This window comes from Enterocloster sp. (assembly GCF_057861365.1).
Map to the genome: position 1 here is coordinate 240,206 of NZ_DBMACH010000004.1, position 22,520 is coordinate 262,725.

Sequence of the window (22,520 nt, forward strand, 5' to 3'; positions counted from 1 at the left end):
TTTACAATTTTCCTGCCTCTTCTAAAAATACAAGCCGGATTTCTTCCCTGGTTCCCTTAAGGGTTCCCTGAGCCATCATCATACTTCCGCCGCCTCTTCCCTCAAGGCGATCATTCATGGCCTTGCTTAAAGTCCTCATATCTGCCTGGCTGCTGCCAAGAGCATACTGATACAGACCAGCTTCATCATTTCCGGAAAATACACCTGTAATCCTTCCCTTGTTCTGTTCATAAAGCAGGGTGGCAAACTGGCGGAGCTGAAGCGGCTCCATGCCTTCCTCAAAAAATTCCTCCGGTCCGTGGCTTTCAGGACATACTGCAAGCTTCAGCTGAAAGATCTGACGCCACATTTCCCCGATATGCCCATCTTTTTGCTGGCTTTCCTGCTTAAGCTTTTCTACTGCCTCAGGAACCTGAGCTACTTTGGCGGAAAGAAAATTGGAAATGCGGATTTCATCCTTTAAACGGTTTCTGTAATCCAAAAGGGCCAGACGGCCGCAAAGCATGGAAATACGCACTCCGCCCTTATAATGGATCATCGTCCTTGTTTTGATTATACCCACTTCTCCCGTACGTTCTACATGGGTTCCGCAGCAGGCGCACACATCCGCGCCGGGGATTTCCACAATACGCACCTGTCCGGTAAGCTCTTTTTTACTCCTGTATTCCAGATTTTTTAATTCCTCATCTGATGGATAAAGCACCTTTACCGGCACATTGGCATATACAATTTCATTTGCCTCATCCTCCAGCATCTCAAGCTGTTCCTGGGTGAGAACACCGTTAAAATCAATCGTTACTTCATCCGCTCCCATGTGAAAGCCCACATTGTCATAGCCGAAATGGCGGTGCACCAGTCCGGATAAAATGTGCTCTCCGGTATGCTGCTGCATCAGGTCATACCGTCTATTCCAGTCTATGATTCCCTCGGCCCGGATTCCTGCTTCAATGGGCTCTGCCAGCTCATGAACAATCTCCCCCGCTCTCTCATGGACGCTTAATACAGAAATCCCGTTGATTGTTCCTGTATCATAGGGCTGTCCGCCGCCCTCAGGATAAAAGCCGGTCTGATCAAAGACAGCCTCCCATGTTCCTTTTTTTGATGGTGTACATGACAAAACGGTACACATAAAGCTTTTTACATAAGGTGTTCCGTAATATAAACGATTCTGATCCATTTTTTCTCCTCCGGTCCCATACGCATAATCTGCTGTCCGTTTTATACACGGACAGGACTGTAACAGATTATACTACATTTTGTCAGGCTCTTCCATTTAATTTTTCTAAAATTTTTTCGTATTTTCAGAAACATGAGCAAGCTTCCCTTCATATGATACATTGTAATCAAACAGTTCTGGAGGAACAAAAATGAGTGATGTAGCAGCAACAAATTGCGGATGCGGATGTGACTGCGGGTGCGGATGCCAGTCAGGAGGCGGCTTTAATATCATCTGGCTGATCCTGATCCTGTGCTGCTGCGGCGGAGGCAGCTTCGGCGGCGGATGCTGTGAACATAACCACGGCGGCGGATTCGGATGCGGATGCGATATCATCTGGATCCTTCTGATCCTGTGCTGCTGCGGCGGAAACAGCTTCTGCTGATTCCCCTGCGCACAGACTTAACGCTTTAACCCCCTTATCTTCCTCACAGGGCCGCAGACCGGCAGGCGCAGACAGCGTCCGAAGGGCTGCGGCCCTGTCCTTTAAAAAATAAGCCGAAGAAAAAGCGGCCCTCAGCCGCCCTTTCTCAATCCGTCCATCTTATCCCCGTTCGCCCGGTTTGTGAACTGCTTCCGGAGAAGATTTCAATGGACATCCCATTCCCTGGCAGCCGTTTTGACCGCCCATTTTTTCGTCCCTTTTTCTCAAAAGACAGGCTTCATCTATTTCATATACAGCATTTCCATCTATAACAAGCTTTCCATACATATACATTAACCTCTTTTTCCATACTTTGCGTTTTTGAAAATGGGGAATATCAATCCTTCCCTTATTTTATATATATGCATGAGATTCCCAAAAACAGCATATGTTTAGACCAAAGCATGAAAGCTGGTGAAGCAGTATGGCGAACCCTTCAGGGGAAAGCAGTGATTATAAACTCACCGATCTGGACTATCTCATTGGTGACCACCACCTTCAGATGATCAAGGCTGCCCTGCCTTTTTTAGAAGTACCGGAACAAAAAGCTGTATCTGTATTTGTAAAAGCTCAGGAATTAAAAAATACATTGGAGCTTTTTGAAACAGAAGAAATAGCTTCCATGGGAATCTGTTCTCTGGAAGAACCTCAGTCCCGCGGCTCTGTCAAAGAGCTTTTAAAGGCGATACGGCCTTATGGAACCCCACAGGAACAGGATCTAATCGATCTGGCAAAAGCCTTTATCGAAGGGCAGACCCCCATGGAACAGCTGCGCCGTCTCCTGTCTCCGGAACAGCAGGCCCGTTTTGAAACACTTCAAATGATGGTCACGGCTTTCCAGGCCATGGCATAATGCTTCGTACAAACATTCATTCTAAAAGGGAATCGTACATGCAGATCCCGGAAAGGATTACATAATTATGGACGACAGCTGGAAAAATGATCCCCGTCTTAAGACTATGGACAAAGAAAAACTGGAGCTTCTGACCCGCTTTGCCGAACAGGCAGGCCGATCCAAAAAGGAAGAGCTTCCCCAGACCCTTATGGCGATTCACTTAGAATCCCAAAAACAGGGAATCCATTTTAATGACAAAGAGACCGCTCTCCTTATAAATATCCTCAGCGCCCATATGACGCCCAAGGAAAAAAAGAAGGTCGATCTCTTAAAAATGATCTCTCAAAAACTTATGGCTGGAAAATAGCCCCAAATCACACAGATATTTTGTCAGCAGAGGCGGACTCGTCATCCGTCACTGCCGACAATAACAATCTTCGTATCCGATGTTACGTTCTTTATCAGCTCCTCCATCCGTTCCTGAGGCAGACAAATGCAGCCTGAAGAACCTTTATAGGAGGAATCCATAAAACAGTGAAGAAAGATAGCAGAACCCTCTCCCGGCACACAATCTGCATTGTAGGTCAGATTCAGAGCATAATTATAATAGGGCGAGGCCTGAATGAGGTTTTCGCCCGAAACCCAGTCCTTTGATACAGAAGATGTATTTACAAGGCGGTTATAATATGCACTGGCAGGATCATCCACCCAGATATCTCCCTGGACAATCTGGTGATAAGGCAGCACACTTCCCGGATCCTCCAAAAGGCCGAATGCCAGATCAAAGCTGTAAACTCCAGCCGGTGTGGCCTTATCTCCTTCCTTTTTATCTTCTGTGATCCCTTTGCTTCCCACATAGCCCGGCTCTGTCCACATATGCTGCCAGCCATTCTGCATATGAACATAGTAGGAAATATCAGCCTCACAGCCGACTGTTCCTTTAACAAGGATCAACTGATCTGTATTCTGAAACTGATCCTGCGTTTTTTTCTCGTCATGAGTTTTTATCTCACCGGGTCCGCCGCTCATTGCCCCTGTCTCAGCCTGTCCTGCTGCAAAAGCCGTTGCCGTCCCAAACATCAATGCTGCACAGATGCATACTCCAACAGCAGTGCCCATCCTTTTTCTTTTGTACATATCTCCTACCTCCGCTCCAGCGCCTTTTTCACAATATAGGCAGCTTCTTCCGCATCCTTTTTATCTACATAGGCATAGTACGAGGTCTGGCGTCTGAGAGTTTCTCCCACAGAAGCCGCAGTACCAGTCATCCAATTTACAGTAGTACCGTTTACATGTTTTGTTTCATATCTTATTCCATGTTCCTTAAGCGCTGCTGTTATCCGAAAGAAAAGCTCCAGATCCGTATTCATAAATATTTCTTTCTTTGAAAAACCAAACATAGAAGCACACACTCCTCTCTGATGATTTCATTCTACCATAGATTGATCCGAAAATCTCTTACAGTTTCCTGAATGTATGCCTCTGTTTTGACGATCTGTTTCTGTTTTCTATGTTTCTTCTGATCCATCTGTATCTGCCTGAGAATCCTGATATGTTTTATCACTGATACGCAGAACAATTTCCTCCGGATCCACCCGCAGTTCAATCGTATCACTCATAAGCTCAGGAATATCCTTCACCATTACCACTGTGCCTACCGCCATTCCATCCAGGTCAATGGTAATCGTATCGATCATGTCAGCCGGGAGAGATGCATATGGGATCTCCATCATCATCTTCTCCAGCTGGTTCCCAGCCTTTTCTTCATTCTCAAGCAGAATGTGGATTACACTGTTTACCTTCTCATCTGCAACCAGCGCCTGAAAGCTGAGGTGAAGGATTTCGTTATTCAGCGTGTTCAGGCTTTTTTCCTTAATCTGCGCCGGAATAGCCTGTCCCTCCAAGTCAATGGCAATCTTACTTCCCTCTCTTAACTGCCGCACCAGCCTGCGGGCCTCTGCCTCCTCCATCTGAATAGAAATGGACTCAGGAAGGGACTTTCCAATAATATTACCCGGAACCATCCCCAACTGTCTCAACCGCTTTGCCTTTATTCCAGTATCTCTCTTTTTTACATGAATCTGATCCATAATTTCGCCTCCTTATAGACTATATATGCCGTGTGCGGCGAAATATGCCTAAAAAAGAGGAGACCTTTCGCAACATACGAAAATCTCCTCTCTTTTTCTCAAATTATTTGCAGACAATATTTACAATTCTTCCAGGAACGTAAATCTCTTTTACGATATTTCCTGCCAGCTTGTCCTTTACCGCTTCTCTTCCCTGAGCGATCACATCATCCTTTGCAATATCAGCAGGTACGTTGATGACTGCGCGGGTCTTGCCGTTTACCTGAACAGCGATCTCAATCTCGTCGTCCTTCATGGCTTCCTCATCGCACTCCGGCCACTGGGAATGGAATACGCTGTCTGTGCCGCCCAGCTGGCTCCACAGCTCTTCGCCGATATGAGGTGCAAATGGAGCAAGGAGAGTAACGAAGGTCTTTAAGGTTTCTTTATCGATTCCTCCTTCCTTCTTTGCCAGCTCGATAAACTTGTTGTTGTACTCCATAAAGCCAGAAATAACGGTATTTAAGCTGAACTGGTTGAATCTCTGCTCAATATCATATACCAGCTTATGGCGGAGCTTGATCATTTCCTTTGTCGGCTGGATATCCTTATCCTTGCTGTCCATGACCAGGTTCCAGAAGCGATTTAAGAAACGGGAAACGCCCTCGATCCCTCGGTCATCCCACTCTGCATCCAGCTCCGGCGGTCCTACGAACAGCTCGTACAGACGCAGGGAATCACAGCCGTAATCTCTTACCAGGTCATCCGGGGAAACGACATTTCCCTTGGACTTGCTCATCTTGATGCCGTTCTTTCCGGTGATCATACCCTGGTTAAAGAGCTTCTTAAAGGGCTCATCAAAATCGACAACACCGATATCGCAAAGGAATTTGGTGTAGAAACGGGAATACAGAAGGTGAAGCACCGCATGCTCTACGCCACCGATATACATATCTACAGGAAGGTATTTATCTGCCTTTTCTCTGGAAACAAGGGCCTCACTGTTGTGGCTGTCCACATAGCGCAGGAAGTACCAGGAGGAACCGGCCCACTGAGGCATGGTATTGGTCTCTCTCTTTGCAGCAGCTCCGCAGACCGGACAGGTGGTATTGACCCACTCGTCAATGGCAGCCAGAGGAGATTCACCGGTACCGGTAGGCTGATAGCTCTCTACCTCAGGCAGACGCAGCGGAAGCTGATCCTCCGGAACAGGCACGCAGCCGCACTTTGGACAGTGGATGATCGGAATGGGCTCGCCCCAGTATCTCTGACGGGAGAATACCCAGTCGCGCAGCTTGTAGTTGACTGTCTTGCGTCCAAAGCCCTTTTCCTCGATCATCTGAGGAGCTTCTTTTTTCAGAACAGAGGACTCCATGCCGTTCCATTCGCCGGAATTGATCATGGTTCCACTTGCCTCTGTATAGGCTTCAGTCATATTTTCAATTTCCTTGCCGTCCTTTGCGATTACCTGAACGATAGGAAGGCCGAATTTCTTAGCAAATTCAAAGTCTCTGTCATCATGGGCAGGTACACACATGATAGCACCTGTGCCGTAATCAGCCAGTACATAATCGGACAGCCAGATTGGCGTCTTTGCTCCATTTAAGGGGTTGATGGCATAGCTGCCTGTAAAAACGCCGGTCTTTTCCTTTGCCTGCATACGGTCTACGTTGGAACGCATGGAGGAATCGAAAATATATTTTTCAACGGCTTCTCTTGTCTCATCGGTAGCCAGGCTCTTTGCCAGCTTGTGCTCCGGAGCCAGAACCATAAAGGTTGCGCCGTGAAGGGTATCAGGTCTTGTAGTATAAACGGTGATCTTTTCCTCTCTGCCGTCAATGGGGAATTCCACCTCGGCGCCGTAGGATTTGCCGATCCAGTCCGCCTGCATCTTCTTAACCTTTTCCGGCCAGTCTAATTTGTCAAGATCATTTAACAGGCGCTCTGCGTAGGCCGTGATCTTTAACATCCACTGACGGAGGTTCTTCTTTGTAACAGGGGTTCCGCATCGCTCGCAGCAGCCGTTTACCACCTCTTCGTTTGCAAGGCCGGTCTTACAGGAAGGGCACCAGTTGATAGGGAATTCCTTCTCATAGGCAAGTCCCTTTTTAAACATCTGCACAAAGATCCACTGCGTCCACTTGTAAAACTCAGGATCTGTGGTATTTACTTCCATATCCCAGTCATAGATTGCAGCAATCTGCTTGATCTGGCGCTTGATATTGGTAATGTTGGCCTCTGTGGACTTTGCAGGATGAACGCCCATCTTGATGGCATAATTTTCTGCCGGAAGTCCAAATGCATCCCATCCCATAGGATGGATCACATATTTGCCTCTTAACAGCTGATACCGGCTCCATACATCAGAGATTACATAGCCTCTCCAGTGACCTACATGAAGGCCGCTTCCAGATGGATACGGGAACATATCCAGGCAGTAGTATTTTTCTTTCGTTCCGTCATTTACATTGATCGGATTTTTTTCCCAGTTCTCACGCCACTTCTTTTCAATGGCGCTGTGATTGTACTGTGATGCCATAATTCATTCCTCCGTTAATATTAGTGCTCAGAGCTGGACACACTTTCCTGTAAAACAAAAAACCGCATCTCTTAAATTGCTTCAAGAGACGCGGTCATAGTTCCACGCGGTACCACTCTGATTCGCATGGTAAGCCCATGCGCACTCATCTGCCCCTGTAACGGTGGGCACTCCGGCTTTTCCTACTCAGACTGGCAAATGCCCTTCAGAAAAGCTGCTCCAGGACCAGTTCAGTATCCTCCTGCCGCCGGCTCTCAGCCTCTACCGGCTCTCTGTGAGACAAAATAAATACGTACTACTTCCTGTCAATGCATTTATACTGAATCTTAATTTAACACATTTGACAATGGCTGTCAATATACTGTCAAAAAAAGCCGTGGCTGTTTATACCGCCAAAAACTTACAGGCGTTCGATAATTGCCTTTGTATATGCTTCCGTTCCAGCGCATCCGCCCAGATCCGGCGTTAGAATCGTTCCATCCTTTAATACCTCATCCACTGCTCTTCGGATTTTTGCAGAAATCTCCTGCTTTCCCAGATGCTCTAACATCATGCAGGCGGACCACAAAAATGCAGTGGGATTGGCAATTCCCTTTCCTGCGATATCGGGGGCGCTGCCGTGAACTGCCTCAAACATGGCAAAGTCCGTTCCCATATTGCTGGAGGGCAGAAGACCCAGTCCGCCGATGAGCCCGCTGGTAAGATCCGACAGAATATCTCCATACAGATTTTCTGTCACTATTACGTCAAAGGTTTCCGGATGCATTACCAGCTGCATGGCTACATTATCAACGATCTTATCCTCTGCTTCAATTCCAGGATATTCCCGGCTGATCTCGTAAAAAACATCACGGAACAGGCCGTCGGAAAGCTTCATGATATTAGCCTTATGGACGCAGGTTACTTTTTTTCTTTTGTTCTTTACCGCATAGTCAAAGGCGGATCGGACAATGCGCTCACTGCATTTTCTGGTAATGATTTTAATGGAATGGGCCGTATTCTCATCAATCTTTTCTTCCACGCCTGCATAGAGATCCTCTGTGTTTTCTCTGAACATTACAATATCCACATGTTCAAAGGGCGTCTTAACTGCAGCGTTAGACTTTGCAGGGCGCATATTGGCGTAAAGATCGTATTTTTTGCGCAACGTTACATTCAGCGAACGGAAGCCGGTTCCTAATGGAGTCGTGATCGGAGATTTTAAAAGCACATGGGTCTTTTCAAAGGAAGCAAAGCCTTCTTCCGGTATCAGAGCACCATTTTCCTCATACTCTGCCGCTCCTACACGGAAAATCTCATAATCCAGATCTGCACCTGCCGCATCCAGGATTGCAAGCACTGCATCTGTAATCTCCGGTCCAATGCCGTCTCCCTTAAATACTGTGATTGTATTCGTTTCCATGACTTATCTCTCCTCCATTGGCATATAGTCCTTATTGTCCCCTACATACTTGGTAGCAGGACGCATGATCCGTCCGTCATACAGCTTGTTTTCGATATTGTGGGCCACCCAGCCTACCATACGGCTGCACATAAATAATGGTGTATACAGGTCTCTGGGAATATTTAACATTCCATAAGCAAAACCACTGTAATAGTCTACATTGGTAGGCAGAGCCACACCCTTTCTCTCCTTCATAACCTCCAGGGCAGCATTTTCAAACCTCTGGCGGAAGTCAAATTCCGTCATCTGCTTTTTCTCCTTAGCCACCTCTGCACAGCAGGCTCTGAGCATATCCGCACGGGGATCGGAAACCGTATAAACCGCATGGCCGAAACCGTATACCAGACCAGAACCGTCATACAGCTTTCCATCCATCAGCTTATGGACTGCAGCCCGCAGCTTTTTATCATCTGCCGTATAGCCTCCGACTTCATCCAAAACTGCATCCATCATTTCTGCCACCTTGATATTGGCGCCTCCGTGTCTGGGGCCTTTTAAAGAACCGATGCTGGCAGATACGGTCGAATAAATATCTGTCCCTGTAGAGGAAATTACCACGTTGGTAAAAGTAGAGTTATTTCCGCCGCCATGATCCGCATGAAGCATCAGGATCGTATCTAAGAGGCTGGCTTCCTTATCCGTAAACTTCTGATCTTTTCTCAGAACACTCAGGAAATTTTCTGCAATGGAATATTCCGGATTGGCATAATGGATAAAGAGGCTGTCTCTGTTATAATAATGAACCTTACTCTGATAGGCATAGCAGGCAATGGACGGCAGCTTTGCCACCAGGTTGATTCCTTTTACCAGCGTTTCATATACATCTGTATTGTCTGGATCGTCATCATAATTATACAGGGTAAGAACCGCATCCTGCAGCTTGTTCATCAGGTTCTTTCCCGGCATCCGCAGCAGGTTCATTTCCACAAATTCATCTGGTATCTCATAACAATCTCTTAAGATTGCACAGAACTGATCCAGCTCCTTTCTTTTTGGAAGATACCCAAAAAGCAGAAGGAAGCATACCTCCTCATAGCCGAAATGGCTGTTCAGCTTTCCCTTTACCAGATCGACCACATTGTAGCCTCTGTAATAAAGCTCTCCGGGAATCGCCACGATCTGTCCGTCCGCTCCCTCACTGTATCCTACAACATCTGCAACCCGTGTAAGCCCAACACGGACACCTGTGCCATCCTCATTTCTCAGACCTTTCTTTACATTGTATTCCTTATACCATTTATTAGGAATATCTGTATAATTCTGAGACTTTCCATAAAACTGTGCAAGATAGCTTTCTCTTGTCATGGCGGTTCTCCTTTCTGATTTTAATGACGGTTTCTGTTATAGTTGATCAGACATCCGGCCTTTACGATCTGCCGTTCTTCAGCCGTCATGTCTGCCATATAAAGCCTGATTTCTTTTATCGGTGCAGTTCCGTCTTTTCCCAGAACATACGCCGGAATTTCCTTTAAATCTCCTTCCAGGGCAGCTTTTATTCCGGGTACATAAATGTAATCACCCACTTCAAAATCCGGCTCCTCCTCCATCTGGAAGGGAAGCATACCCCAGTTAATTACATTGGAGCGGTAGCGCTTGGTCGCATACTCCTTACAGATATTTGCAAGACCGCCCAGCACTCTCTGGCAGCTGGCCGCCTGCTCTCTGGCAGATCCGTCGCCTGGTTTTACAGCATAAACCATGCTTCCAAGCTCTGTGTCATCCATTTTTACCATTTCATTTCCGGAAATGGTACGGATGGCTGCAAAGATACCTTCAAGAGCCGGTTCTGCTTCCAGCTGCGCTCCGGTGCCCCTGGTTCTTCTGGCTGTTTCCAGAGCTCCCGCCTCCTTGGCGCGGCCCACATACTCCGGATCCCTTCTGGATAAAGTAAACTCTGCCAGCCCCAGAGGATTGGAGCGGTAGGATGAGGTCTCGCCGGAGGGAATCAGCTCATCCGTAGTCGTCACAGGATCCAGAATCTTTGAACATACCTTTAATAAAATATTGTCTGTCAGCGGGCTCATCTCCGGCCAGTCTTTGATATTCGGCCCGTATACCAGATCTGCAGACGCATCACCCGCTCCAAAGCCTGTGTATACCCGGTTTCGATAAGAAGTATCGTCATATTCATACTCAGGCACCTGATCCCAGCCGTCCATCTCCCAGGCAGAAGTCAGTCTGCCTCCGTTTGCCGCTGTTGCCGCAATGGAACGGGCATCCATCAGCGCTACTGCTGCCATCTGTCCGTTTCCAGGCTTGGAGCCTTCCCGGTTAGGGAAATTCCTGGTAGTGTGGCGGATACTTAAACCATTATTGCAGGGCGTATCACCTGCGCCAAAGCAGGGGCCGCAGAAGGCGGTGCGGACAATGGCTCCCGCGTTCATCAGATCCGAAACAGCTCCCTTCTTTACCAGATCTGCAAATACAGGCTGAGAAGAAGGATAGACTGCCAGGGAGAACTCGCCGCAGCCGCAGTTTCTTCCCCGAAGGGCCTGAGCCGCTTCCATTACATTTGTATAATTTCCGCCGGCGCAGCCTGCAATCACTGCCTGCTGTACCATCAAATCTTTTCCCTGTACCTTATCAAGCAGGGTAAAGGATGCACGGCCGCCTGAAATCCTTGCAGCTTCCTTTTCCACCAGAGCCAAAATATCCGTCAGATTTTCCTTCAGCTCGTCAATCTCATATGTATTGCTGGGATGGAACGGCAGAGCGATCATGGGCTTTACCGTAGAGAGATCCACATACACACAGCCGTCATAGTAAGCCACATCAGCGGGATCCAGCTGTCTGTAATCCTCTTCTCTGTGATGCTTTGCCAGATAGTCCCTGGTGTCCTCATCAGTGCGCCAGATGGAGCTTAAACAGGTAGTTTCTGTGGTCATCACATCTACGCCGTTTCTGAAATCCGTTGTCATGGAAGAAACGCCGGGGCCTACAAATTCCATCACCTTATTTTTCACGTATCCATTTTTAAATACAGCTCCGATAATCGCAAGGGCAATATCCTGAGGCCCGGTTCCCGGTCTTGGCGCTCCGTCCAGATATACGGCAACTACGCCGGGATAAGACACATCATAGGTATCCTTAAGAAGCTGCTTTACCAGCTCTCCGCCGCCCTCTCCTACTGCCATGGTGCCGAGAGCGCCATAGCGGGTATGGCTGTCGGAGCCTAAAATCATCTTTCCGCAGCCTGCCATCCGCTCTCTCATGTACTGATGGATCACCGCAATGTGCGGAGGTACATAGATACCGCCGTACTTCTTTGCCGCAGAAAGCCCAAACATATGATCATCCTCATTGATGGTGCCGCCTACTGCGCAGAGCGTGTTGTGACAGTTCGTCAATACATAGGGAATAGGAAACTGCTCCATCCCGGAGGCTTTGGCTGTCTGGACGATCCCCACAAAGGTAATATCATGGGAAGCCATACTGTCAAAGCGAAGTTTTAAGTGCTCCATGTCCTCCGTTGTGTTGTGCGCCTTTAAAATAGAATAGGCAATCGTACCCTTTTTGGCAGTCTCACGGTCTGCCGCTTTTCCAGTTAGTGCCTCTACCTTTCCTGCTTCCTTTTCCGGAACCAGCTCTGTTCCATTTACCAGATAAACGCCGCCTTCATATAATGATACCATGCTCTCTACCTCCCGGATTCTCCTGTCTGTTTCCAAATCTGTGAATTCGTTGTTTTTTATACTATAAAACACAGATGCTTATTTGTCCAGTTGAAAAGTTGTAATTGATACAGCTTTTTAGTTGTGGCAAAACCGAATCTCCTGTACTCAGCACTGTTATTTACTATCACTTCACACTGTTAAAATATCTGTTTTGGCTTTTTGACAGTGTATGCGGCGGCTGTTATCCTCATGCCGGAATATGAAAAAGGTGGATCCATCTGTAAATTTGGGGATGTATTGAGGACGTTCATCCGGATTCTTATATGTATCTTTGAGCTTTTCATAATAGAATTGTATCGTTTCTTCTATAATATTTGCGAATAAGGTTATAAAGACTGCTTTGTATAACTTACCTGCGGTGATATTGCATTAGCGCAACCGCAGTATTTATCCTTTCTTGCCATTTTTCGCATTGCAATCAAAGCGGCCAACATGATCAAAGGAAATATGCATCCCATCAATAAACCTGTCTGAAGATTATCTCCTGCCTGCTGCGAAAAATATCCCACCATACTCGGACCCAAAGCACCACCCATATCTCCGGCTACAGCCAGCAGTGCAAACAAGGCTGTACCTCCTTTTGGAATCCTCGGAACAGTAATGCTGATACTTCCGGGCCACATAATACCAACTAAGAAGCCACATATGATACATCCAATCAACCCCAAAATCGGCATTGCAGACAGACCAACAAAAAGATAGCTCAATACACAAAGAACTCCCGATACCTGCATGAACTTTGTCAAATCTATCTTATCACCAAATTTGCCGTACAGCACACGGGCAATTCCCATTGTGATCGCAAACAAACACGGCCCCGCCAAATCGCCAACGGATTTTGTTAATCCTAATGCAGATTCTGCAAAAGCTGATGCCCACTGAGCCATTGACATTTCAAAAGCTCCGGCGCAAATCATCAGGATAATTGCAACTCCGAAAAAATGATTCGGGATACAAAATCCTATTTTCATAACCAGCAATGACAACCCCAGCCCCAAGCCCCAAACAACCATTTTTGTACCTTGCTTCATTTAAAATCACCCCCAGTACAACCGTTCCTGTTTATGCAATACATATCCTCTGCCGGATAAGGCCGGAAATCAGTATAGCCGCTGCTCCTCACGTATCCATCCGGCAGAAATACAGCGTATTGGTATCCGCATCATATAACCCCAGATCAAAATTAAAAGAATTTCTATGAAGAATATCCGCTCCGGATGCTTCACCCATTTTTATCTGCCTGTCGATTAACCGATAGTAACCGTTCCGGATTTCCGGAATCAATGGATTACCATCCTGATCGGTCAAATATGGCCCATATTTTCCTCCCCCATCCTCTGTGCCATAAACCAGAGTTTTCACGGTTTCATCCAACGGAAAAGCGTTCCATTTATTCTCCTGAATTTCTTTTAAAACCGCATCCTCCTTAAAATGAAGCACAATACAGGAAGTACCGTCCCCGTTCCCGCTGTCGGTGTCATAGTTTAATATCTCACTTCCCCCGGACGCGTCCAGAGAAAGGACTTCTGAAACAATATCCCGCGTATCTTTCCTACCGCAGGCTGTTATTGACATTATTAAAATTATAAATGCAATCCAGATTGATACATATTTTCCGATGACTGTCCAAATTGCTTCTATATCCATCCGGCTTCCTCCATAAAGTGAACTGTAAACCTTGGATTTTATCTATTTGCATAATCAATCATAATTTTTTTACAGCTGCTGCACTGATAAGCTTCGCAATGAGGTATCCTCCCTGAGCCTTTGCTTAATTCCAGATCACCATGTTTTTTAATTCGGAAAATATTACCGTCCGGGTTGTCAATTGCAAACGTAATATCTCTAGAACTCATTAAAAATCCTTTTTTCATTTCTTCACCACAATATGGGCACTTCATATTATTTCACCTCCGCAAATTTGATTGTTCCTACAATCTTTATGTTTCCTCCGTTTTGAAATATATCTGAGCAATTATACTGCCATTTTCCCTTTTCCAATGGTATCTCTTTAGTAAAATTGGTCGAACCAATTAATTTTTATATAACCCTTTCCAGCTTGGCAAACTGAACATTATGTTTATAAAAGTTTTATTAAAAGCAATAATATTTCCAGTTTGCAAAAAACCGGAGCCCATTTCTTTTCCACACTTAGGACAGTTCATCTGCCGGCACCTCCCTATTAAGCCAGACTTCCTTAGATTACCGATTTATTTTTTCTTAATGGTAATGCTATTAAATTCCCCAATAGTGCGATAACTGCGTATCCAACTACATATACCCATGCACTTGAGTTATAAAACATAAATATAGATGGGGTAAACATAATTGCTGCAATCAAAATATACCAAAAATCAAAGCCATTCCTGATTCCATAAAAAACAGATGTTATTAAACATATCAGAGGAATAATCATTAACATCACAATCACTGCACTTCCTGTATCTTTTATAAACCGGGGAATGATATAAAAATCTATAAACAATAAAATGTAAAAAATAATGTTCTTTTTTAATCCAGCCATAATTTCCTCCGTTGAACGCTTATGCTTCTAATGAATACAAATACGCAAGCAGTTCTTCCTTACCAAGCGGCTCACAGTGGCTTAATATACAGTATTCACAATCAACCGACTGAATTGTCTGTATCAAAGAATGCAGCTTATTCTTATCCATATATCCGTCATTAAAAAAATCCTCACTTGTGGAATCTCCTAAAAACAATACTCCTTCTTCCGGCACATAAACACAGACCGTATCCTCTGAATGCGGTGAAACTGTATGAAAGATTCGGGCCGTAAGCCCTCCTAAATCCAGCGTCATTTTATCTGAAAATGCTATATCTGACAGCACAATATTTAATTTCTCCTGTCCGTAATACTCTTTTCTAAAATGTTCATCTTCTTTTTTCAGATCTTCCATATACCCGGAGTCCCTCGCCTGTTCCTGCTGATCTTTGAGAAACTCATTTGTTTTGTCATGGGCAATGCTTATTCCGCTGATGGCATGCATACCAAACGTATGGTCATAATGCCAGTGTGTAATTACAGTAAAATCAGGTTTTCTAAAATGCTCTGATTCGACTGCCTCATAAAAATCCTGAACATGAGCAGCGGAATACCCGGCGTCAACCGCCAGAGATAATTTATCCCCTTTAAGATAAGCTAACATAGGCCGGTCTGCTTCAGGGTCATGTTCTAAAAAATAAATTCTGTTCGTTAATTTGTTTAATTTCATTTTCAATCTTCTCCTCCTTCGTCAATCTTCTCTCCTGAGAGAGAAAACCGGCAAACTCCTCCGTCGAAACCTCGCCCCAGTTTCTATAGGAAATGACGCTTCTTTTTCTTACCGCATGCTCCGGAAGCTTTATGGCATAAACCGATATCCAGCATAAAGCCAAGACAGATTACCTCCCTGTTCTTTGCGGCTTTCATGGAAGCCGCTTCACTCTCTCCAAATAATACCTCTATCATTTATCCTGTCCACATCCCCTGTGATCCAATTTTGCTTTTTCCGTGCACTCCTTAACAAATTCGCTCTTGGCGTCGGTATAAGCATCCCTGTTGTGTTCGTATTTCTTCCACAATGACAGCTTTAACGCCTCGTACTCTTTAGCGGCAGCAGGGTTTCCCTTCAAATAATCACGAAAATACAGCTCATCATGATCCCCATAATACCGCAAATGCAAATGAAATACCTTTTCCGCAAATCCATTCTCTGTATAGCCCTTATTGAATGATTTTCTGTTATCCCTTTCCGACATACAGATATATCCATGACGGGTTAACACCTCTTTTACATATTCCATAGAAGCTGTCTTCGGTATTTCCACCAGAATATCAATAATGGGCTTTGCCCAGATACCGGGAACCGCAGTGCTTCCCACATGACTGATCCGTACATCGGGCATCTGCAGAAATGTTTCGATCCGTCTTTTCTCCTGTGCATACCAATCGCTCCAATACGTCTTATGCTCAGAAAGAATAACCGGAAATAATTCCCACAATTCATTTAATGTCATTTCTGATAATAATTTATTCACAGACCCTCCTCATTTTAACTGCGCAAAATCATACGCCTGAGTAATCCAGTCAAACAGCTCCTCATCCAGATCAGAGGGCTTACTGATCACAAAATGAGTGATCCATCTGCCCGGATATGGCTCTGTCTTTACAGCCACACGATCCGAATTTAAAGGCTCTGCCAGTCCCAGAGTCAGTACAAAATAGCTTTCTGGAAGCTCTGCCTTCTTTTTCACTCTCAGAAATGACACACAGGCGTAGAGGTGTCTGTTATAAAAAGAAATCTGTGATTTCTGCACCTTTATTCTGGTTTCCGGAAAACGTGAAACCAGCATTTGAACAAAACATTCATACAGCGGATATGTATCCGGGCAGGAATCAAAAAACTGTCTGGCGTCCTGTACCGTATGATCCATAAAAACACTCCCTTCTGCCAGCGTTTCATATTTTTTCGGATTTATGTGTCTTATGCCCGAATAACACAAACAGAAACGGAACCAAGCATCTCAGCCATCCGATCAACGGGAGGGAAAAACCAAAGCGTTCCCTCAAATAGAAAGAAAAATCCACGAAAAAGCCCGTCCATTCCAGCGGCTTCCACAGGTACATAAACACAATAGCTCCAGGTCCCGTTACCGCACCAAGAAGTGATTGAACCAGAAGCAGAAGTATTCCATAGGCAGAAAGCACAAATGCAGAAATAAATCTCTCCTTTTTTGACAGTCCCCGGAGAAGAAGCATTCCGCCCAGTATCAAAACTGCCATAGTAATTCCCGCGCCTGCAAACAGCGATACCCTTTTGTCAATCACCCCCGGTTGGATTATGCCAAAACCAAGCACGATTCTTGTATAAATCGGGGCATAGAGAAAGCCTGCAATTACCGCGATCAGCGGAACTCTCCAGATACTGTTTCCGTATTTTTTTAATTTTTCCATAAAAGCACACCCCCACCTCTTTAAAAAAATTATCTCCCGGCCTTATAAAACGGACAAGCTTTCTGAATACATTGATTGTTCCGGTCGGAGCGCGTACAGGAAAACTCTTTTATTTCCATATGGACTCCAAGCTTTTCCTCAGTGAACCTTACCGCCTCTATGATCGACAGGTAGGAATCCCGTTTACAGCAGCGAGGGCCTCCCGCTTCACCAATCTTTTGAAGCGCCCTTGCTGTCATCTGATTGGACAGTCCCCATTCTTTTTCTGCCAGAGGAGTGGATTTTGTAACAATCGACAGATACATCCCCGTACTGATCCCTGCTCCGCAGGCTCCCCAAAAACCACAGGCTCCTCCGGGAACCTCTTTTCCGCGGCGGTACATCTCCGGCAGAGCCTTCCAAAGCTCCACCTTTCCCCCTGCATTATGATAGGCAGTAAGAAGCGCAGCTCCGACCATTACATGATGCTCCGGTCCATGCATATGGCAAAAAGGCATCGCCATCATTTTGTCAATTATCTTAATAGGATTTTTGCTGTGTTCATGCAGACACAGCCCGATTATACTGTCCATCCCCTGAGTATGACACTCACTGCACACATAATGCCCCTGAATACAGCGTGTTTTACTGCTTTCTTTTTTATGGCAGACCGCACATTCCATCAAAACATCCTCCTCCAGATATTCTAATGGCTGACGGCAGATCAAACATTCCTCTTTCATTGTATAGTTCTCCTTTATCACTCATTTCTATAATTATAAGATACAGGAAATATGCATAAAAGCAAAGGGATTTTTCTTTACAATCTCTTTACAGGCCCCCGCTTTATGTTGCAAATGCAACAGATATGTTTTATAATAACAACAGTTTACATCTAAACTACCAAAAGAAGGGATTCCCATATGACAGACTTTTTTCAGAAAAACCTATTTAAAAACATCTCATTAGATGAGTACAAACATCTGATCTCCTGCATGGAGGGGCGGATAAAAACCTTCCGGCCGGATGAAACCATCTGCTGCTATGACTCAGGCTCTCAGGAAATCGGCATTATAGGCCAGGGAAGAGCTTCTGTAGTACGTTTCGAATACAACGGGGCCAGGACCATTTTGGAACAACTGGTTCCCCAGAGCATCTTCGGCTCCATGCTCTCCTACGAAAGCAGCGACCAGACCGGCGTGAGTGTCATCTGCGATACGGAATGTGATGTCCTTTTTATTAAATACGACCGCATCTGTGCTTCCTGCGCAAATGCCTGCGCCTTTCACCACCAGCTTACAAGAAACCTTATAGATCTGATCTCCTGCCGGGCCAGAGATCTAAGCCGCAGGGTAGAGGTTCTTTCCCAGCGTACCATCCGTGACAAGCTCATGTGCTTTTTTTCCCAACAGGCTGTCCATTTTGGCTCTTCTGCCTTCCAGCTTCCCTTTACCATGGTAGATCTGGCTGATTATCTTTCTATTGACCGCAGCGCCATGACGCGGGAACTGAAAAAGATGAAGGATGAAAAACTGGTGGAAATTGACCGGAAATCAATCCGGCTGCTGGTATAGGTATTTTACGGGCACAACGAAAGACAACGCCTGGGAAAATTTCCTCAGACGCTGTCTTTTTATTCAGAGATCAAAACAATCCTATTCTTCTACTACAGAAAACAGATCCTTGCCAACTCCGCAGATCGGACATACCCAATCCTCAGGAATATCCTCAAACGCTGTACCGGGAGCAATACCGCTGTCCGGATCTCCTAACTCAGGGTCGTAAATATATCCACATGGATCACATACATATTTCTTCATAATTTAAAATCTCCTTTCGTAAATCTAGAGTTATCTTACCACAAGTATCTGCTGTTTTCTGTGATATATGCAACATTTATCATTTTATTTATTCTTCTTTTGCTGCGGCTCTTGCTTCGATTTCACGCTTCTGAACATCGCCGGGAGCCTGCTCATAACGACTGAATTCATAGGAGTAGTCTCCCAGACCGCCGGTCATGGAACGAAGATCGGTATTGTAGCCAAACAGCTCAGACATTGGGATATCTGCCTCAATGACCTGTTTGCCATGGTGATCGGATTCCATGCCAAGAACACGGCCTCTTCTGCGGTTTAAGTCACCCATAACATCACCGGTGAAACGATCCGGAACGGTTACCTTCAGAGAAGCAATCGGCTCCAGAAGAACCGGATTGGCATCCACGAATCCCTGCTTAAAAGCCAGAATAGTAGCCATCTTAAATGCCATCTCAGAGGAATCTACCGGATGGTAGGAACCGTCTAACAGAGTCGCCTTTAAGCCGACTACCGGATAACCGGCCAGAGGCCCCTTCTGTACGCACTCCTGAAGACCCTTCTCAACTGCGGGGAAGTAATTCTTCGGTACGGAACCGCCGAATACCTTCTCCTCAAATACATACGGTGTCTCCAGATCGCCGGAGGGCTCAAACTCCATGATAACATCGCCGTACTGTCCATGGCCGCCGGACTGCTTTTTGTGCTTGCCCTGTACCTTTACCTTCTTTCGCAAGGTCTCGCGGAAGGCAAATTTCGGCTTGGAAAGCTCAACTGCCACCTTATAACGAGACTGCAGCTTGCTTACCACTACATCCAGCTGCTGGTCGCCGATTCCATAGATCAGAGACTGGCGGTTTTCTGCGTCATTTTTAACGATCAGGGTCAGATCCTCTTCCATCATACGTGCCAGAGCGGTGGATACCTTGTCATCCTCGCCCTTATTTACTGCCTTGTAGGCCATATATGTATATGGAGTGGAAATCTGAGGCTTGTGGTATACGATCGGTGCGGTGCGCACTGCCATGGTGTCTCCGGTCTGAGTCACTGTAAGCTTTGCCACTGCTCCGATATCACCGGCCTTTAACTCGGAAACCTCGATCACGTCCTTACCGCGGAGCACATAAAGCTTTCCGATTTTCTCCTCAGCATCCTTATTTACATTATATACCGTTGTGTCTCCCTTTAACGTACCGGTACAGATCTTCATCAGAGAATATTTTCCAATAAATGGATCTACAATGGTCTTAAATACTCTTGCAGACAGGGATACATCATCATTGTACTTTGCAGTAAAGCGTTCGCCTGTGGATACGTCTACGCCAATACACTCAAAATGATCCGGTGACGGGAAGTATTTGTCCATGGCCTGCAAAAGCACCTTAAATCCCTGGCAGTTAATGCCGGAACCCATCATAACAGGAACGATATCGCCCTCGATTACATGAGTTCTGAGTGCCTGTGAAATTTCTTCCTGCGTAAACTCTTCGCCCAGGAAGTAGCGTTCCATATATTCCTCACTGGTCTCTGCAACGGCCTCGATGAGAGCGTCCCTTGCGATGGTCAGGTTCTTCTGAACATAGTCGGGAATCTCGCACTCCTCATAATCGCTTAAAGTAGTAAAACGGCGTCCTGCCATCTTAACCACGTTGACAAAGCCCACGAATTTTTCATTTTCACGAATAGGCAGCTGGAACGGAGCGATCTTACGTCCGAACTTCTTTTCCAGCTTTACCACCAGCTCACGATAGCTGGCATGATCATCATCCATATTGGTGACGAAAATCAGTCTGGGCAGATTGTACTTTTCGCACATCTCCCATGCTCTCTCTGTGCCGGGTTCAATGCCGGCCTTGCAGTTTACAACGATAATGGCAGCGTCTGCTACGCTGATAGCTTCCTCTGCTTCTCCCACGAAATCAAAAAATCCGGGAGTATCCAGGAGATTGATCTTAACAGGCCCGTTTTCGCCTTCATATTCCAGAGGAATGAGGGTGGTGGAAATGGAGAACTGCCTCTTGATCTCTTCTTTGTCATAATCACTGATGGTGTTGCCGTCGGGCACCTTACCCATACGCTTTGTTACACCTGTAATAAATGCCAGAGCCTCCGCAACGGTCGTCTTACCGGCGCCTCCGTGTCCAAGTAATACAACGTTGCGGATTTGTTCAGTACCATATACGTTCATAAACTTCCCTCCTGTGCATATTTATTTAAGCCATGTGTCTATTCTACTAAATTTTTCAGAATTTTTCAAGCTTTTTGACTTATTTGCACAATGAAATTTTTATTTTTATTTTAATGTCCGTGAAAGATCATAAAACTAAACCGGTTTTTCCAATTCTTTGACATTTTTTGCTTACACACCTTTGCGCCGCATGATGATTTTGTACATAAAAGTGTGAAACTTTAAAGTAATAAAGTGTTGACATTTTCAGACACAGGCTTTAAACTGAAGGATATCAGAAAAAAGAGGTTAGGGCAGATAGCAGTGTCCCTACGAAAAGGAGAATACAAATGATCATTATCATGAAGCCAGACGCCTCCAAAGAGGCTGTAAAAAAAGTAACCGATCTGATTGAAGCAAAAGGACTTCAGCCCCATCTTTCCGAGGGCTCCCAGGTAACCATCGTAGGCGTGGTAGGCGATAAGACAAAGCTGATGGGAAGCAACATCGAAATGAGCGAAGGCGTAGACAAGGTTGTTTCCGTCACTGAATCCTATAAGCTTGTAAATAAGAAATTCCATCCGGATGATTCTGTGATCCCGGTAGGCAATACCCATATCGGCCCTGGGACGCTCACCGTTATGGCCGGCCCCTGTGCCATTGAGTCAAGAGAACAGTTAATGGAAACCGCCTTTGCAGTAAAGAAAGCCGGAGCTACCTTCCTCCGGGGCGGCGCTTACAAGCCCCGTACTTCTCCCTACTCCTTCCAGGGCTTAGAAGAAGAGGGCTTAAAATATATGAAGGAAGCCAGAGAAGCCACCGGTTTAAATGTGATCTGCGAGGTCACCAGCGCCCACGCCATCGAGGCTGCCTCCAAATATGTGGATATGCTCCAGATCGGCGCCAGAAATATGCAGAATTTTGAGCTTTTAAAGGAGGCAGGAAAATCCGGTATGCCCGTTCTCTTAAAGAGAGGCCTGTGCGCTACCATTGATGAATGGCTCAATGCAGCAGAGTACATCATTTCTGAGGGGAATCCAAATATCGTACTCTGCGAGCGCGGTATCCGCACCTATGAGACCTCTACCCGCAACACTCTGGACATCAGCGCCGTGCCTGTGATCCGCCAGAAGAGCCATCTCCCTATTATCGTAGACCCCAGCCATGCCACCGGTGTAAGAGCCTATGTAGAGCCTCTGGCAAAGGCTGCGATCGCCGTAGGAGCAGACGGATTGATGATCGAGGTGCACCCAAATCCGGCCTGCGCCCTGTCTGACGGCCCCCAGTCTCTGACCTTTGACGCCTTTGAAAAGCTCATGGCCGACTTAAAGCCATACTGTGATCTGGCAGGCAGAACGGTCACACGGTAAAAGGGAAATCTTAAGATAAAGGGGGCTGCATC

The 22,520-nt window shown here is 45.9% G+C and carries 26 protein-coding genes and 1 other annotated feature; of the genes, 5 read left to right on the plus strand and 21 right to left on the minus strand.

From position 1 onward, the window contains the following. Position 1: 1 nt before the first annotated feature. Positions 2-1,177 (minus strand): alanyl-tRNA editing protein, encoded by a 1,176-nt coding sequence (locus ACZM6M_RS06480; protein WP_178275759.1) that lies wholly within the window; start codon positions 1,175-1,177, stop codon positions 2-4. A gap of 190 nt (positions 1,178-1,367) precedes the next feature. Here ACZM6M_RS06480 and ACZM6M_RS06485 point away from each other — a divergent pair, with 190 nt between their 5' ends. After that, positions 1,368-1,601, plus strand: a complete 234-nt coding sequence (locus ACZM6M_RS06485; RefSeq protein WP_066549066.1) for a hypothetical protein — start codon at positions 1,368-1,370, stop codon at positions 1,599-1,601. Positions 1,602-1,760: 159 nt separating this feature from the next. Here ACZM6M_RS06485 and ACZM6M_RS06490 read toward each other — a convergent pair whose 3' ends face one another. Beyond that, a complete protein-coding gene (locus ACZM6M_RS06490; protein WP_167544866.1) occupies positions 1,761-1,928 on the minus strand; it encodes a hypothetical protein in 168 nt (55 codons plus the stop codon). A gap of 136 nt (positions 1,929-2,064) precedes the next feature. Here ACZM6M_RS06490 and ACZM6M_RS06495 point away from each other — a divergent pair, with 136 nt between their 5' ends. Both ACZM6M_RS06495 and ACZM6M_RS06500 read left to right on the plus strand, forming a co-directional pair. After that, positions 2,065-2,493, plus strand: coding sequence for a hypothetical protein (locus ACZM6M_RS06495; RefSeq protein WP_317438906.1), 429 nt, complete (start codon positions 2,065-2,067; stop codon positions 2,491-2,493). A 67-nt stretch (positions 2,494-2,560) separates the two neighbouring features. Further along, complete coding sequence (locus ACZM6M_RS06500) at positions 2,561-2,842, plus strand: hypothetical protein (RefSeq protein WP_066549070.1); 282 nt, start codon at positions 2,561-2,563, stop codon at positions 2,840-2,842. 41 nt (positions 2,843-2,883) lie between these two features. Here ACZM6M_RS06500 and ACZM6M_RS06505 read toward each other — a convergent pair whose 3' ends face one another. The 17 genes from ACZM6M_RS06505 to ACZM6M_RS06585 all read right to left on the minus strand — a co-directional run bounded on the left by ACZM6M_RS06505 (position 2,884) and on the right by ACZM6M_RS06585 (position 17,880). Next, on the minus strand, positions 2,884-3,612 hold the full coding sequence (locus ACZM6M_RS06505; protein ID WP_178275757.1) for a L,D-transpeptidase family protein: 729 nt from the start codon (positions 3,610-3,612) through the stop codon (positions 2,884-2,886). Between the two features lie 5 nt (positions 3,613-3,617). Then, complete coding sequence (locus tag ACZM6M_RS06510; RefSeq protein WP_418762139.1) at positions 3,618-3,875, minus strand: hypothetical protein; 258 nt, start codon at positions 3,873-3,875, stop codon at positions 3,618-3,620. 108 nt (positions 3,876-3,983) lie between these two features. Beyond that, positions 3,984-4,565 carry a 5S rRNA E-loop-binding protein gene (locus ACZM6M_RS06515; protein ID WP_066549074.1) on the minus strand — a complete coding sequence of 194 codons (582 nt, stop codon included), beginning with the start codon at positions 4,563-4,565 and terminating at the stop codon, positions 3,984-3,986. Between the two features lie 103 nt (positions 4,566-4,668). Then, complete coding sequence (gene leuS, locus ACZM6M_RS06520) at positions 4,669-7,083, minus strand: leucine--tRNA ligase (protein ID WP_296038150.1); 2,415 nt, start codon at positions 7,081-7,083, stop codon at positions 4,669-4,671. Positions 7,084-7,164: 81 nt separating this feature from the next. Then, positions 7,165-7,401, minus strand: a binding site (T-box leader). A gap of 82 nt (positions 7,402-7,483) precedes the next feature. After that, positions 7,484-8,485 carry an isocitrate/isopropylmalate dehydrogenase family protein gene (locus ACZM6M_RS06525; protein WP_337434376.1) on the minus strand — a complete coding sequence of 334 codons (1,002 nt, stop codon included), beginning with the start codon at positions 8,483-8,485 and terminating at the stop codon, positions 7,484-7,486. Positions 8,486-8,488: 3 nt separating this feature from the next. Beyond that, the gene (locus ACZM6M_RS06530; protein ID WP_337434377.1) at positions 8,489-9,832 is read right to left on the minus strand and encodes a citrate synthase; all 1,344 of its coding nucleotides are present in this window, start codon (positions 9,830-9,832) and stop codon (positions 8,489-8,491) included. Between the two features lie 20 nt (positions 9,833-9,852). Further along, entirely contained in the window at positions 9,853-12,159 is a 2,307-nt protein-coding gene (locus tag ACZM6M_RS06535; protein ID WP_340277345.1) for a hydratase, read from the minus strand. A gap of 368 nt (positions 12,160-12,527) precedes the next feature. Further along, positions 12,528-13,232, minus strand: coding sequence for an MFS transporter (locus ACZM6M_RS06540; RefSeq protein ID WP_484074190.1), 705 nt, complete (start codon positions 13,230-13,232; stop codon positions 12,528-12,530). Positions 13,233-13,320: 88 nt separating this feature from the next. After that, positions 13,321-13,848 carry a hypothetical protein gene (locus tag ACZM6M_RS06545; protein ID WP_489489983.1) on the minus strand — a complete coding sequence of 176 codons (528 nt, stop codon included), beginning with the start codon at positions 13,846-13,848 and terminating at the stop codon, positions 13,321-13,323. A gap of 38 nt (positions 13,849-13,886) precedes the next feature. Further along, positions 13,887-14,102 carry a PF20097 family protein gene (locus tag ACZM6M_RS06550; RefSeq protein WP_419504569.1) on the minus strand — a complete coding sequence of 72 codons (216 nt, stop codon included), beginning with the start codon at positions 14,100-14,102 and terminating at the stop codon, positions 13,887-13,889. A gap of 296 nt (positions 14,103-14,398) precedes the next feature. Next, positions 14,399-14,725, minus strand: coding sequence for a DUF2651 family protein (locus ACZM6M_RS06555; RefSeq protein ID WP_066549100.1), 327 nt, complete (start codon positions 14,723-14,725; stop codon positions 14,399-14,401). A gap of 19 nt (positions 14,726-14,744) precedes the next feature. Next, positions 14,745-15,437 carry an MBL fold metallo-hydrolase gene (locus ACZM6M_RS06560; protein WP_066549102.1) on the minus strand — a complete coding sequence of 231 codons (693 nt, stop codon included), beginning with the start codon at positions 15,435-15,437 and terminating at the stop codon, positions 14,745-14,747. An 83-nt stretch (positions 15,438-15,520) separates the two neighbouring features. Beyond that, positions 15,521-15,673, minus strand: coding sequence for a hypothetical protein (locus ACZM6M_RS06565; protein WP_317438888.1), 153 nt, complete (start codon positions 15,671-15,673; stop codon positions 15,521-15,523). Further along, positions 15,670-16,242 carry a GrpB family protein gene (locus tag ACZM6M_RS06570; protein WP_484074104.1) on the minus strand — a complete coding sequence of 191 codons (573 nt, stop codon included), beginning with the start codon at positions 16,240-16,242 and terminating at the stop codon, positions 15,670-15,672. The genes ACZM6M_RS06565 and ACZM6M_RS06570 overlap by 4 nt, the downstream gene beginning before the upstream one ends. Positions 16,243-16,251: 9 nt before the next feature. Then, on the minus strand, positions 16,252-16,638 hold the full coding sequence (locus ACZM6M_RS06575) for a DUF5655 domain-containing protein (protein WP_337932999.1): 387 nt from the start codon (positions 16,636-16,638) through the stop codon (positions 16,252-16,254). 25 nt (positions 16,639-16,663) lie between these two features. Then, the gene (locus ACZM6M_RS06580; protein WP_337434383.1) at positions 16,664-17,158 is read right to left on the minus strand and encodes a hypothetical protein; all 495 of its coding nucleotides are present in this window, start codon (positions 17,156-17,158) and stop codon (positions 16,664-16,666) included. A gap of 29 nt (positions 17,159-17,187) precedes the next feature. Then, positions 17,188-17,880: a DUF5714 domain-containing protein gene (locus tag ACZM6M_RS06585; protein ID WP_337933003.1), complete on the minus strand. Its 693-nt coding sequence runs from the start codon at positions 17,878-17,880 to the stop codon at positions 17,188-17,190. Between the two features lie 180 nt (positions 17,881-18,060). Here ACZM6M_RS06585 and ACZM6M_RS06590 point away from each other — a divergent pair, with 180 nt between their 5' ends. Next, positions 18,061-18,711: a Crp/Fnr family transcriptional regulator gene (locus tag ACZM6M_RS06590; RefSeq protein WP_337933005.1), complete on the plus strand. Its 651-nt coding sequence runs from the start codon at positions 18,061-18,063 to the stop codon at positions 18,709-18,711. A gap of 81 nt (positions 18,712-18,792) precedes the next feature. Here ACZM6M_RS06590 and rd read toward each other — a convergent pair whose 3' ends face one another. Both rd and ACZM6M_RS06600 read right to left on the minus strand, forming a co-directional pair. Beyond that, positions 18,793-18,957 carry a rubredoxin gene (gene rd, locus ACZM6M_RS06595; protein WP_066549112.1) on the minus strand — a complete coding sequence of 55 codons (165 nt, stop codon included), beginning with the start codon at positions 18,955-18,957 and terminating at the stop codon, positions 18,793-18,795. Between the two features lie 88 nt (positions 18,958-19,045). Next, positions 19,046-21,139 (minus strand): elongation factor G, encoded by a 2,094-nt coding sequence (locus tag ACZM6M_RS06600; protein WP_296038182.1) that lies wholly within the window; start codon positions 21,137-21,139, stop codon positions 19,046-19,048. A gap of 329 nt (positions 21,140-21,468) precedes the next feature. Between ACZM6M_RS06600 and aroF the strand changes: the two genes are divergently transcribed. After that, positions 21,469-22,488 carry a 3-deoxy-7-phosphoheptulonate synthase gene (aroF, locus tag ACZM6M_RS06605; protein ID WP_296038184.1) on the plus strand — a complete coding sequence of 340 codons (1,020 nt, stop codon included), beginning with the start codon at positions 21,469-21,471 and terminating at the stop codon, positions 22,486-22,488. Positions 22,489-22,520 lie beyond the last annotated feature (32 nt).